Here is a 12,231-nt window from a genome sequence, read left to right as displayed (position 1 = left end):
TCACGCGGCGACCCGCTCGGCGGTGTCCGCGGTGATGCCCTTGGTGGAGGCGATCACGTTCTTGAGCTTCTTGGAGAGCGCCTCATAGAACATGCTCAGCGGAAACTCGTCCGGAAGCACGTCGTCCACGAGCTTACGCGGGGGCTGCGTCAGATCCAGCGCGTCGGGTCCCTTGGCCCAGCGCGACGCCGGGTGCGGGGCGAGGTAGGCGGAGACCAGCTCGTACGCCTTGAACCAGTGGACGAGCTTGGGGCGGTCGATGCCCTCCCGGTACAGCGTCTCGATCTCGCCGCACAGCTCGTTGGTGACCTGGGGAGCGCGCTGCCAGTCTATGAAGAGCTTGTTGTCGGTCCAGCGGACGACGTCGTGCCGATGCAGGTAGGCGAAGAGCAACTGGCCGCCGAGGCCGTCGTAGTTGCGGACGCGCTCACCGGTGACCGGGAAGCGGAACATACGGTCGAAGAGCACCGCGTACTGCACGTCACGGCCCTGCGGGAAGCCGTCGGCCTCCAGCTTCACGGCCTCCTTGAAGGCGGTGAGGTCGCAGCGCAGCTCCTCGAGGCCGTACATCCAGAACGGCTGCCGCTGCTTGATCATGAACGGGTCGAACGGCAGGTCGCCGTGGCTGTGGGTGCGGTCGTGGACCATGTCCCACAGGACGAAGGCCTGCTGGCAGCGCTCCTGGTCGTCGACCATCGCGGCGATGTCCTCGGGCAGGTCGAGGCCCAGGATGTCGACGGCGGCCTCGGTGACCCGGCGGAAGCGGGCCGCCTCGCGGTCACAGAAGATGCCGCCCCACGAGAAGCGTTCGGGGGCCTCGCGCACGGCGATGGTCTCCGGGAAGAGGACGGCCGAGTTGGTGTCGTAGCCCGCGGTGAAGTCCTCGAAGGTGATGCCGCAGAACAGCGGGTTGTCGTACCGGGTGGCCTCCAGCTCGGCGAGCCAGTCCGGCCAGACCATGCGGAGCACGACCGCTTCGAGGTTGCGGTCGGGGTTGCCGTTCTGCGTGTACATCGGGAAGACGACCAGATGCTGGAGCCCGTCCCGGCGGTTCGCGGCGGGCTGGAAGGCCAGCAGCGAGTCCAGGAAGTCGGGCACCGCGAAGCCCTCCTCGACCCACCGGCCCAGGTCCTGCACCAGCGCCCGGTGGTAGGCCGCGTCGTGCGGCAGCCGCGGGGAGAGCTCCTCGACGGCCTGGATCACACGGCGTACCGCGAGTTCGGCATCCGTGCGCTTCGGTGCGCCCTCGGCGTCGAAGTCGATCGAGCCGTCCTTGCTCTGCCATGGCCGGATCTGTTCCACGGCGTCCTTGAGCACGGGCCAAGCCGGGTGCTCCACCACCCTGCTCTGGGGAGGAATCTGCTCCTCCGAAGCCACCTGCACAAGAATTTCCGTCATGACCCATCCTCCACGGGAGAACCTTTCGTAGGGACACCGTATGCGCCCGCGCTTTCTCTCAGCAAGAGGACCATCGGGAAATTATCCTGTCTGACTCGGATGTCACGGCCCTTTTTCCTGCGGGACACGGTGAGGACGAACACTTCCACTATGGGCTGCCGAGCCGTGCGAGCGCCGGACGAACCACCCCGGGGGGTGGAAAGGCGAGGCGATCGGAGGGCCATGACATGGCGGACAAGCGACGGCGAATCCCGGCCAGGCACCAGGGGACAAGGCGTCGGTCAACGCCTTCATGACGCGCCCACCCAGGGGTGACGCACGGTTGGCCGCACGGTCCGCGTCCGCGCCGCGCCGTGCGCCCATTGAGGCGCGTACGAGCGGGTTCAGCCCGCGGCCGGGCCACTAGGCTGCGGCCAGCCGCGCCGGTGGGGAGCGCCGCGCGGCAGCCGAGCCGCCGTCGACGGAAGCGAGTTGAACCTTGAACTTCCTCACCATCGGTCACCGCGGAGTCATGGGTGTCGAACCCGAGAACACCCTCCGGTCCTTCATCGCCGCCGAGCGCGCGGGCCTGGACCTGATCGAACTCGATCTGCATCTGAGCAAGGACGGCGCCCTCGTGATCATGCACGACGCCGATGTGGACCGTACGACCGACGGCACGGGTCCGATCGCCGAGAAGACCCTCGCCGAGCTACGCGCGCTCGACGCGGGCGGCGGTGAGCGCGTCCCCGTCTTCGAGGAGGTCCTGGACGCGGTGAAGGCTCCGCTCCAGGCGGAGATCAAGGACGTGGCGGCGGCGCGGGCGCTGGCCGAGGTGATGCACCGCCGGGATCTGGTGGGCCGGGTCGAGGTGCTGTCCTTCCACGACGAGGCGATCGCCGAGATCAGCCGGCTCCTACCGGGCGTGCGCACCGCGCTCGTCGCCAGTCGCTACGGCACCGATGTCGTGGAGCGCGCCGTGGAGGCCGGAGCCGGAACTCTCTGCCTCAACATCCGCAGGCTGACCCTGGAGATCGTCGAGCACGCGCGCGAGGCGGACCTGCGGATCATCGGCTGGGTCGTGAACACCCAGGACCACCTGCGGCTCGTCCGTGCCCTGCAGCTGGACGGAGCGACCACCGACTACCCCGAGATCAAGCGCACCGGCCGCTTCACCGCGTGAACGTCACACCCTGCGTCACACCAGCGGCTTGACCAGCAGCTCGAACTGAAGGTCGTCACGCTGCGGGATGCCGAAGCGCTCGTCGCCGTACGGGAAGGGGCTCATCCGTCCCGTACGGCGGTAGCCGCGCCGCTCGTACCAGGCGATGAGGTCTTCCCGTTGGGCGATCACGGTCATCCGCATCTCCGAGACGGACCAGGCCTCGCGGGCCGTCCGCTCCGCCTCGGCGAGGACCGTCTTGCCGAGGCCGGCGCCCTGGAGCGTGGGGCTGACCGCGAACATGCCGAAGTATGCGTGATCACCGCGGTGCTCTAGCTGACAGCACGCGATGATCGTCCCGTCGCCCTCGACGACCAGCACCCGGCCGGCGGGCGACACGACGGCCTCGAGCACGCCCTCGGGGTCGGTGCGCTGCCCCGCCAGGATGTCCGCCTCGGTGGTCCACCCGACCCGGCTGGACTCGCCGCGGTACGCCGACTCGATCAGCTTCACCAGAGCGTCGACGTCGGTGGCGGTGGCGTTGCGGAAGGTCGGTCCGTTCATCGCGGTGGCGGCGGGGTCCATGGCTGCATCTCCGGTTGGGTGGCGCGGCGCGGGCATCGACGAGAGTAGCTCTCCCACTAGTCTCCGTTTGCATGGTCCACGTACTGAGCAGCCGCACCCTCCTGCGTCCTACCGACCCGGAGCGCTCCCGCGTCTTCTACGGCGAGCAACTCGGGCTCCCGGTCTACCGCGAGTTCGGTTCGGGGCCCGAGCGCGGGACGGTGTACTTCCTGGGCGGCGGCTTCCTGGAGGTGGCGGGCCGCGGCGAGGTCCCGCCGTCCCCCGCGCTGAAGCTCTGGCTGCAGGTGCCGGACGTCACGGCCGCGCACCAGGAGCTCCTCGACGCCGGGGTCGGGATCGCGCGGCCCCCGGTGAAGGAGCCGTGGGGCCTGATCGAGATGTGGATCGAGGATCCCGACGGCACGCAGATCGTGCTGGTGGAGATCCCGGCCGATCATCCCCTGCGGTACCGCCCCGGGCTCTGATGCCGCCGACTGCGGTACCGTCCCGGACCCTGATGCCGCCGACCAGGCGCGGGCATAGCCTGCTGGGGGGACCCACGAGCTGGGAGGCACCTCATGAAGCTCGACAAGGCGGTGACCGGCGGACCCTGCTGGACGGAGCTCGGGACCAGCGATCTGGAGGCTGCCAAGCGGTTCTACGCCGACCTGTTCGGCTGGCGCCCGGAGACCGACCCCCGGCAGGAGGCGGGAGGCTACACGGTGGCGCACCTCGGTGACGCTCCGGTGGGGGCTCTCAGCCCGCTGTACCAGGAGTCGCAGCCGGTCGCGTGGAACGTGTCGTTCGTGGTGGCGGACGCCGACGCGGCTGCCGAGGCGGTGCAGGAGGCCGGCGGCACGGTGATCCTGGGCCCGATGGACGTCTTCGACGCGGGCCGTTTCACGGTCGCGCGCGACCCGGGCGGCGCGGCCTTCCAGATGTGGGAGCCGCGGACGTTTCCCGGTGCGGGACTGTTCAACGCGCCTGGTTCGCTCGGCTGGGTGGAGCTGCTGACCCGCGAGCCGGAGAGGGTCACGGACTTCTACACGACGGTCTTCGGCTGGACCGTGAACGCTTCCGAGGACTACACGCAATGGGGCATCGACGGCGCCGACTTCGGCGGCATGCTGACCATGGGCGACCGGTTCCCTCCCGAGGTGCCGTCGCACTGGCTGCCCTACTTCGCGGTCGAGGACGTGGACGCCGCCACGGCCGCCGCGACGCGGGCGGGCGCGAGTGTCCTGATGGATCCGACGTCGGTCCCGGACGGCCCCCGCATCGCCGTGCTCAAGGATCCGCAGGGCGCGGTGTTCGGCGTCTACGTCGCGAGGGACGAGGGCTGATCCGGGGCACAGCCTTCCGGGGTGCGCGGTCAGCCGCGCGGCGCGCCGATCCGGCCCTCCAGCTGGATGAGCAACTCACCGAGCAGCATGGCGAGTTCGTGCTGCCCCTGGTCGTCGAGTCCGGACAGGACGGCCGTCTCGTACGAGAGCTGTTCGGGCAGGATCCCGTCGACGAGCTCGCACCCGGCGTCCGTCAGACGGACGTGGCTGACGCGGCGGTCACGGGCGTCGCCGCGCCGCTCGACCAGGCTGCGCCCGGTGAGCTGCTTGAGCCGTTTGGTGACGGCCGCCCCGGAGGAGAACGTCTCGCGGGCGATCTCACCCGGGGTCAGCTCATGCCCGGTGCGGCGCAGCGTCCCCAGGACGTCGAACTCGGGCCGGGTGAGTCCGGCGCGGCGCAGCGGCGCGTCCTCGGCCTGCTGGAGCAGGGCGGCACAGCGGTTGATACGGCCGATGATCTCCATGGGTCCGGTGTCGATGTCGGGGCGGACGGCCCGCCACTGGCGCACCACGGCGGCGACCGTGTCGTGCCCCTGGGGACGCCCGGCGGGACCGCTCCCCTCGGGCAGCAGCCCGGCGTCGGCGGCCTCGCGCGCACCGGTGCCGCTCTCCGCGCCGTTCCGAGGGGCCGCGCGGTTCCCGGTCCTCGCCGCCCGTCCGTTCGCTGCCGTCATGCCGTGCGCCTTCCGAGATGTGCAGTCCCTGCCGTCGTACCGTCGCGGCGAGCGTACGGTGTCCGGCCTGTTCCGCGCGCAGCACGCTCTCCTCGGGCAAGGCCCGCTGCCACCACGCCCCCGCCGCGGCGTCGGCAGTGGTGCGCAGGTCCACGCGGGCCGCGGCCAGGCCGCGGCCCGCGGCCTCCAGGAGGCCGGGCTCGGGGCGCTCCAGCGCCACCGCCTTCATGGTGAGCGACGCGGCGACCAGGGCAACGGCGAGGCCGGCGAGCATGCCGAGGACGACCCGTGCCAGGACGCGGGCCCGGGCCGCGTACGGGCAGTGGTGCGTGTAGAGGGTGCACAGGGAGCCCGCCGGGGGGCGCACTGCTCAGGCTTATAATTTCAACATGTATTTTACTCGTAAATGATTTCGTGCGAGCCGCCTACCTGCACCGCGTCCGCTCGCGCTCCCCGTGTACCCCTGTGCGCTCGCTTGCGCACCGTCCGTGACGGGCATGCCCTCCGCGACTGTCCGAGACCGTCGAGCGGGGAGGTGCGCGGTGCACGGACCGGCTTCGCCCGGCTGGCTGCTTGTCGCGCTGTGCGCGGCGACCGGCGCCTACTGTCTGCTGCGCATGCGCAGCGCCGTGGAGGAACAGCGCCGGGCCGCGGGCGGCGAGGCGCTGATGGGGTTCGGGATGGCGGTGATGGCCGTGCCCGCGGCGGTGGCGGTACCGCCGCGCGGGGCCTGGATCGGCTATGTGGTGGTCTTCGGCGGGGCGGCCGTCCGCGCGCTGTGGGCCTCCCGCGCGAGCACGCACCATCTGCACCATCTGGTGGGCACGTTCGCGATGGTCTACATGGCGGCGGCGATGGCCGCGTCCCCGGCACATCACGGACATGGCGGGGCCCCGCTGCTCACGGGCGCGTTCCTGCTCTACTTCGCGGGGTACGTGCTGTGGTCCGGGCTGCGGCTGATCCCGGTCGCGGAGGTCGCGCCTGCCGGCGGCAGACGCACCGTCGCCTGGGGCGACCGGCCCGAACTCGCTCGCGCGTGCCGCCTGTCGATGGCCATCGGCATGCTGGCGATGCTCCTCACCCTCTGAGCTTGATCCTCAACCTGTGGCTTTACAGAGCCTGCGATCCGTACGAACCGTGGCGTGCGTCACTTTGCTTCGACAGTACGTACCCCGTGGCGCCGCCCGGCTCATAGGCTTCGCCCCATGATGGTCCCCGCGGCACTGCTGCTGCTCGGCGCCCTGGCCGCCGTCCTCGCTCCGCGGCTGCTCGCCCGGGCGGACTGGCCGGACCGGGAACCGGTGGTCGCCCTGTGGGTGTGGCAGTGCGTCGTGGCGGCCGTACTGGTGTGCTGCGTCCTGTCGATGACGCTGAGCGCGGCCGCCGCCTGGGCGGCCGTGCGGGGCAATGTGTTCGCCTCCGCGCCGCCATCGGTCGTGGACGCCTACGCGCCGGGCACCGGGAGCCCCTGGGCCGCGACGACCGCCGTGACACTCGCGTGCGGCGGGGTGTGGAGCGCCGCGATGCTGGTCCGGGAGATCGCCCGGGCCCGGACACGGCGCAGCCGAAGCCGGGCCGGACTGCTCGTCCGGGCCCCGCTGTTGCCCGGCGAGGAGCCTCGCGGCGACCGGCTGGTGGTCCTGGAGGGAGAGCGCCCCGACGCCTGGTGGCTGCCCGGGCCCGCGCCCCAACTGGTCATCACGACGGCCGCGTTGCGCCGCCTCAAGGGCAGGCAGCTGGATGCGGTGCTCGCCCATGAGCAAGGCCACGCTCGGGCCCGGCACGACTGGCTGCTCCACTCCTCGGCCGCGTTGGCCAACGGATTTCCGCGGGTGCCGGTCTTCGCCGCGTTCCGCGACGAGATGCACCGGCTGGTCGAGCTGGCCGCCGACGACATGGCCTCGCGCCGTCACGGCCGCCTCACGACCGCGCTCGCGCTGGTGGAACTCAACGAGGGCCGGGGCGTGTTCGGGCCGTGCCCCACCCCGCAGGCGCACGTCCCGCAGCGCGTCCACCGCCTCCTCACTCCCCCGGACCGGCTGTCGGCGGCGCAGCGGCTGCGGCTGACGGCGACCGCGGCGCTGGTTCCGGTGGTTCCGGTGCTGGTGACATTCGTCCCCGGTCTGCGGGCACTGGGCTAGCGACCGGTAGCGGGGGGCGGCACGCATCACGCACCGCTGGGCGGTCGGTCACCGGGGGATCACGCACACGTTCGACAGCCTGACGGACTGGGTGCGGGGCCGGGGACCATGCGCCTGCTGTGCGCGTCCGCCATGATCTCGCCGCGGCCGTTCGGGGCCCTGCCGACCGCGCTCGCGGTGGCCTCGCACGAGGGGTGGCGCGCACCGCAGGAGCAACCGCTCCCGCCCGAGGGGCGTACTTCGCGTCCTTGACCCTTGGGGGCGCTTCCCGAAGGATCGGCCCATGGCGATCAAAGGCGTGCTCTTCGACTTCTCCGGGACCCTCTTCCATATCGAGCCGGCCGCGTCTTGGCTGCGCGCGGTACTGGAGGACGCCGGCATCGCCATGTCCGAGGTGGAGTTGGCCCATGCGGCGGAGCGGCTGGAGTCGGCGGGCGCGCTGGCCGGCGGTGCCTTGCCCGCGGGGCCGCTGCCGGACGACCTCGCCGCGCTGTGGGCGGTCCGGGACCGCAGCGCCGAGGCGCACCGGGCCACTTACACCGGCCTGTCCCGTCAGGTCCCGCTGCCGGACCCGCGGCTTCACGACGCGCTGTACGAACGTCAGATGACGTCCGCCGCCTGGCGGCCCTACCCCGACACGGTCGAGGTGCTGGGCGCGTTGCGCGGGCGCGGTGTGGCCGTTGGCGTGGTCAGCAACATCGGCTGGGACCTGCGGCCGGTCTTCCGCGGGCACGGCATCGACCCGTACGTGGACGCGTACGTGCTGTCGTACGAACACGGCATCCAGAAGCCCGACCCCCGGCTGTTCGCCGTCGCCTGCGACAGGCTCGGTGTCGCACCCGGGGACACGCTGATGGTGGGCGACGACCGCCGTGCGGACGGCGGTGCGGCGGAGCTGGGCTGTGCGGTGCACTTCGTCGACCCTCGCCCGGTCGAGGAGCGCCCGGACGGACTCCGTCCCGTGCTCGACCTGATCGGCTGAGTTTGAGGGCCTGGCCCTCAGCCCTCGTAGTCCTCGACCTGCGACGCCGGCCGGACGCGGGCGTCGTCCGGGTTCTCCCCGAACTCGGCCTTCGCGCGGCGTTGGCGCAGCAGGTCCCAGCACTGGTCCAGTGCGCGTTCCAGGTCGGAGAGCCGTTCGTGTTCCGTCGCGCTGTCGATCCGGCCAGACGCCAGCGCATCCCGCAGGACCCGCTCCTCGTCCACCATCGCCGTGATTCTGGCCAGGATCTGGTCTCGGTCCATGTCCGTCACGCCTCCTCGGGGACTCGTGCCCACTCTAGGGACGGTTCAGCGGGTGTGCGACAGCTGTTGCCCGGGTCCTGGGGCCGGGCGGTGCGCAGAGCCGGGCCCAGGATCGGTCCTCGTCCCGCAGTGCCGGGCCGTCCGTTGCCGAGAAGCCCGTGCCGGACGGGTCCTTCCACAGGCGGTGACGGCGTCCGGGAGATGGTCGGCGACTCCCGCGGGATCGTCCTTCAGGGTGCTCACGAGCGCGTTCGAGTGACCGCAGCGCAATGTTGGTCACCGGGCGGGTGACCGCAGCACACCGTTGGTCACCCGGGCGCCGACGGCCGGGCACGAGGTGACCGCGGTGACCCGTCGGCCGGAGCTGCCGGCCGAGCGCGCGGGCCTGCGGATCGCCTCCGCCGACGCCACCGGCGCGGACGCGGCGGTCCAGGGGGCGCCGTGTTGTCCGTGTCGGGCGTGGCGACCCGGGCGGGCACCGGTGACGCTCTGCTCGACGGCGGCCCCGAAGATCACCGACGCGATGGGGCGGCACGGTGTGAAGCCGCTGATCGCCCGTACCGCGCACGACGAGATGCGCCGGATGGAGGCTGTGCCGGCAGGAGTACGCAGGCCTGGAAGGTGGTTCGCACCTCTGGCGGCGGGCGTGCTGCGGAAGTTGACGGAGGAACGGTTCGTACGCAGGGCGATCGGAGTGGTCACGAAGGACGTCAAGCCCTGCATTCCCCGGCGGATCTGGCGCGAGGCGTCCGCGGGCGGTCGCACCGGCGGCCGCCCTGGACCATCCCCCGCGTGGCCCAGGGCAGACGCCCCCAAGAGCCCGTCCGTCAGGGCGGGTTCGGGGATGCGTTGAGTATAGTTGGCTGGCAGCCAGTCAACGCAGGAGTCCAGGATGTCCCCGCGCAGCACCTCGGTCAATGAAGAATTGCGGCGGCGTTCCCGCGAACGGCTTCTGCAGGCCGCGGTCGAACTGGTCGGCGAGCGCGGATATGACGCGACGACACTCGGTGACATCGCGGACCGCGCCGGCTCCGCCCGTGGCCTGGTGTCGTACTACTTCCCCAGTAAGCGACAGCTTCTCCAGTCGGCCGTGCACCGGTTGATGCACCGCACCCTGGAGGAGGCGCTGGAGCGTGAGCCGCGGACCGAGGACGGCCGGGAGCGGCTGGCACGGGCCATCGACGCCACTCTGGGACTGACGGTCCATCATCCGGTGCTCATGCGACAGCACATGGCCGGAATTCTCCAGGCAGAGGGGTTCTTGCAGTGCCCCGAACAGCAGCGGCTGGCCGAGTTGCTGCGGGACACGGTCGCCCGGCACGGCTCGTCGGACCCGGACATGGACTACCCGATGCTGCGGGCACTGCTGATGGGCGCGGTCTACGCGGCGCTGGTACCGGGCGTTCCGATGTCGCTGCCCGTCCTGCGGGCCGAATTGTTCAAACGGTACGGGCTCGACCAGGAGATGGGCGCCCCGTCGGATCCCGAAGGGGCCGGACAGGCGTACGACGCGGATCTGTCGCGGTTCTTCGCGACGGGGACCCGCTGCCACGACGACGACGGACGGCCGAAGTAGTCCTGCCGCGTCCGGACGTTCGACGCACCCGGCCAGGGCGGCGTCGCACGGCATGCCGCGCCGACCGTCCATCCCGGGCCCGCTCGCAAAGCGCCGTTCAGCGTCGAATATGACGTGGTGTCAGAAAGCCCGCGTCGCGTGCTCCCGCGATCAGTTTCAGCGACAGGCGGCGGCTGCGCCCCGTCGCCCGCATCACCGCGGACACCGGGTCGACGCCCTCCCTCTGGGCCGCGAGGTACTCGTCGGCGACGCGACGCCGGCCCTCGATGCCACACGGCCAGGCGGGCAGGGCATGCACCGGCGTCCCGGACGACGGCCCGGACTCCCTGCCGCACACCTCGAGCAGCGGTTCCTCGATCCAGTCGGCGAGCGCCGTCAGATCGTCGAGGGACAGGGGCGGCTGCGCCCGCACCTCCTCGATCGACACGCATCCGCCGGTCACCACGGCCAGGACGTCCACGTACCCCCCGTCGGACAGGTCCAGCCGGACAGCGAACCACGACGTGACGCTCCCGCGCTCCCGCACCTCCCACGCGGGCCGCACGGACACCATGTCATTCGATCGAGATCGTTCAGAAAAATCCTGAAAGGACACTTCCAGCATATATGCAACGTAAGCGAGCGATCACATACCATGCGAAGAGCCACGCACGGAAGAAGCACGCACCGCACCCCGTCGGCCCAGCGCCGCGCCCCCTCCCTTCAGGCCGTGCTCGGTGCAATGCTGGACCCACCAGCGATCTCCTCCGCGAGGGAGTTCCGCCGTGCTGCATGTCGCCGTCATCGGCTCCGGGCCGAGCGGGGTCTACACCGCCCAGAGCCTTGTCCAGCAGGATCCAGAGGTGCGCGTCGACGTCCTCGACCGGCTGCCCTGCCCGTACGGGCTGGTGCGGTACGGAGTCGCGCCCGACCACGAGAAGATCAAGTCGCTGCAGAACAATCTGCGCGCCGTCCTGGAGCACGAGCGCATCCGCTTCCTCGGCGGCGTCCAGGTCGGAGCCGACGGGGTACCGCCCGCACGGCTGCGCGAGCTCTACCACGCGGTGGTCTACTGCGTGGGCGCCGCCACCGACCGGCATCTCGGCATCCCGGGCGAGGAACTGCCCGGAAGCTGGTCGGCGACCGAGTTCGTGTCCTGGTACAGCGCGCACCCCGACTCGATGGCCGAGGAGTTCGTGCGGGGCGCACGGACGGCCGTCGTGATCGGCGTCGGAAACGTCGCGGTCGACGTGACCCGGATGCTGGCCCGCGGCACGACGGAGCTGAGCCCCACCGACATGCCGCAGGCGGCGCTCACCTCCCTGGCCGCCAGCAAGGTCGGCGAGATCCACATGGTGGGGCGGCGCGGTCCCTCGCAGGCCCGCTTCACCACCAAGGAGCTGCGCGAGCTGGGCGCCCTGCCGGACACCGAGGTGGTCGTGGACGAGGCGGAGTTGGCGCTCGATCCGGCGTACGCCGACCCGTCCGCGCTGCCGGCCACCCAGCGCCGCAACATCGAGGTGCTGCGCGCCTGGGCCGCGACGCCGCCACGGGGCGCCCCCCGCCGTATCCGGCTGCGCTTCTTCCTGCGGCCCGCGGAAGTGCTCGCCGACATTGGCCGCGTGGGCGCGGTGCGCTTCGAGCGTACGGTTCCCGACGGGCAGGGCGGGGTCACGGGCAGTGGCCGGTACGAGGACATCGAGGCCCAGCTCGTGCTGCGCTCGGTCGGCTATCGCGGAGTGGCCCTGGAAGGGCTGCCGTTCGACGTGCCGACCGGTACGGTGCCGCATCTGGCGGGCCGGGTACTGCGCGAAGGGGCCGTCTCGCCGGGTGAGTACGTGGCCGGGTGGATCAAGCGGGGTCCGACGGGCGTCATCGGCACGAACCGGCCGTGCGCGAAGGAGACGGTGGCCTCGCTGATCGAGGACGCACCCGGGCTCGTACGACGTGAGGTTCCCGAGGACGCACTCCCGGCCCTACGGGCGGACGGTGTCGCACCCGTCGAGTGGGCGGGGTGGCTGGCGATCGAGCGGGCGGAGGCGGAGCTCGGCGCTTCGCTGGGGCGCGGGGTGGTCAAACTCCCGGACTGGCCATCACTCATGGCCGCCGTGAACAGCAACACCCCGTAACGAGCGGTAACGGTTGCCTGCTGGGGCTGCGCCGCGCCGGA

14 protein-coding genes and 1 pseudogene are annotated in these 12,231 nt (G+C 71.4%); 8 read left to right on the top strand and 7 right to left on the bottom strand.

Annotated elements, in window-relative coordinates:
* Positions 1 to 1,398, bottom strand: coding sequence for a DUF6421 family protein (locus tag AAW14_RS06030; RefSeq protein WP_265560632.1), 1,398 nt, complete (start codon positions 1,396 to 1,398; stop codon positions 1 to 3).
* 478 nt (positions 1,399 to 1,876) lie between these two features.
* On the opposite strand from AAW14_RS06030, the gene AAW14_RS06025 reads away from it, so the two are divergent.
* Positions 1,877 to 2,560 carry a glycerophosphodiester phosphodiesterase gene (locus tag AAW14_RS06025; RefSeq protein WP_265560630.1) on the top strand — a complete coding sequence of 228 codons (684 nt, stop codon included), beginning with the start codon at positions 1,877 to 1,879 and terminating at the stop codon, positions 2,558 to 2,560.
* 15 nt (positions 2,561 to 2,575) lie between these two features.
* On the opposite strand, the gene AAW14_RS06020 is transcribed toward AAW14_RS06025, so the two are convergent.
* The gene (locus AAW14_RS06020; protein ID WP_265560629.1) at positions 2,576 to 3,124 is read right to left on the bottom strand and encodes a GNAT family N-acetyltransferase; all 549 of its coding nucleotides are present in this window, start codon (positions 3,122 to 3,124) and stop codon (positions 2,576 to 2,578) included.
* A gap of 71 nt (positions 3,125 to 3,195) precedes the next feature.
* On the opposite strand from AAW14_RS06020, the gene AAW14_RS06015 reads away from it, so the two are divergent.
* Positions 3,196 to 3,588: a VOC family protein gene (locus AAW14_RS06015; RefSeq protein WP_265560627.1), complete on the top strand. Its 393-nt coding sequence runs from the start codon at positions 3,196 to 3,198 to the stop codon at positions 3,586 to 3,588.
* A gap of 93 nt (positions 3,589 to 3,681) precedes the next feature.
* Positions 3,682 to 4,446 (top strand): VOC family protein, encoded by a 765-nt coding sequence (locus AAW14_RS06010; RefSeq protein ID WP_265560625.1) that lies wholly within the window; start codon positions 3,682 to 3,684, stop codon positions 4,444 to 4,446.
* A 29-nt stretch (positions 4,447 to 4,475) separates the two neighbouring features.
* Here AAW14_RS06010 and AAW14_RS06005 read toward each other — a convergent pair whose 3' ends face one another.
* Positions 4,476 to 5,120, bottom strand: a complete 645-nt coding sequence (locus tag AAW14_RS06005) for a MarR family winged helix-turn-helix transcriptional regulator (protein ID WP_265560624.1) — start codon at positions 5,118 to 5,120, stop codon at positions 4,476 to 4,478.
* Positions 5,121 to 5,138: 18 nt separating this feature from the next.
* A pseudogene (locus tag AAW14_RS06000) lies at positions 5,139 to 5,331 on the bottom strand (FUSC family protein); the annotation flags it as partial.
* Positions 5,332 to 5,662: 331 nt separating this feature from the next.
* Here AAW14_RS06000 and AAW14_RS05995 point away from each other — a divergent pair.
* The 3 genes from AAW14_RS05995 (at position 5,663) to AAW14_RS05985 (ending at position 8,243) form a co-directional block, all read left to right on the top strand.
* Positions 5,663 to 6,208, top strand: a complete 546-nt coding sequence (locus AAW14_RS05995) for a DUF5134 domain-containing protein (protein WP_265560622.1) — start codon at positions 5,663 to 5,665, stop codon at positions 6,206 to 6,208.
* A gap of 117 nt (positions 6,209 to 6,325) precedes the next feature.
* The gene (locus AAW14_RS05990; protein WP_265560620.1) at positions 6,326 to 7,261 is read left to right on the top strand and encodes a M56 family metallopeptidase; all 936 of its coding nucleotides are present in this window, start codon (positions 6,326 to 6,328) and stop codon (positions 7,259 to 7,261) included.
* Positions 7,262 to 7,544: 283 nt separating this feature from the next.
* Entirely contained in the window at positions 7,545 to 8,243 is a 699-nt protein-coding gene (locus tag AAW14_RS05985) for an HAD family hydrolase (protein ID WP_265560618.1), read from the top strand.
* Between the two features lie 17 nt (positions 8,244 to 8,260).
* Here the strand turns inward: AAW14_RS05985 and AAW14_RS05980 are convergent, their stop codons facing one another.
* Positions 8,261 to 8,506 carry a DUF2630 family protein gene (locus AAW14_RS05980; protein ID WP_265560616.1) on the bottom strand — a complete coding sequence of 82 codons (246 nt, stop codon included), beginning with the start codon at positions 8,504 to 8,506 and terminating at the stop codon, positions 8,261 to 8,263.
* A gap of 276 nt (positions 8,507 to 8,782) precedes the next feature.
* A complete protein-coding gene (locus tag AAW14_RS05975) occupies positions 8,783 to 9,220 on the bottom strand; it encodes a hypothetical protein (protein ID WP_265560614.1) in 438 nt (145 codons plus the stop codon).
* Between the two features lie 178 nt (positions 9,221 to 9,398).
* Between AAW14_RS05975 and AAW14_RS05970 the strand changes: the two genes are divergently transcribed.
* Positions 9,399 to 10,082, top strand: coding sequence for a TetR/AcrR family transcriptional regulator (locus AAW14_RS05970; RefSeq protein WP_265560612.1), 684 nt, complete (start codon positions 9,399 to 9,401; stop codon positions 10,080 to 10,082).
* Between the two features lie 97 nt (positions 10,083 to 10,179).
* Here the strand turns inward: AAW14_RS05970 and AAW14_RS05965 are convergent, their stop codons facing one another.
* Positions 10,180 to 10,632 (bottom strand): DUF6214 family protein, encoded by a 453-nt coding sequence (locus AAW14_RS05965; protein WP_265561024.1) that lies wholly within the window; start codon positions 10,630 to 10,632, stop codon positions 10,180 to 10,182.
* Positions 10,633 to 10,846: 214 nt separating this feature from the next.
* Here AAW14_RS05965 and AAW14_RS05960 point away from each other — a divergent pair, with 214 nt between their 5' ends.
* A complete protein-coding gene (locus AAW14_RS05960; protein ID WP_265560610.1) occupies positions 10,847 to 12,190 on the top strand; it encodes an FAD-dependent oxidoreductase in 1,344 nt (447 codons plus the stop codon).
* The last annotated feature ends 41 nt before the right edge of the window (positions 12,191 to 12,231 follow it).

It is taken from the genome of Streptomyces hygroscopicus, from assembly GCF_026168105.1.
Taxonomy (GTDB): Bacteria; Actinomycetota; Actinomycetes; order Streptomycetales; family Streptomycetaceae; genus Streptomyces; species Streptomyces hygroscopicus_D.
This window is presented reverse-complemented; position numbering and strand designations above follow the sequence as displayed.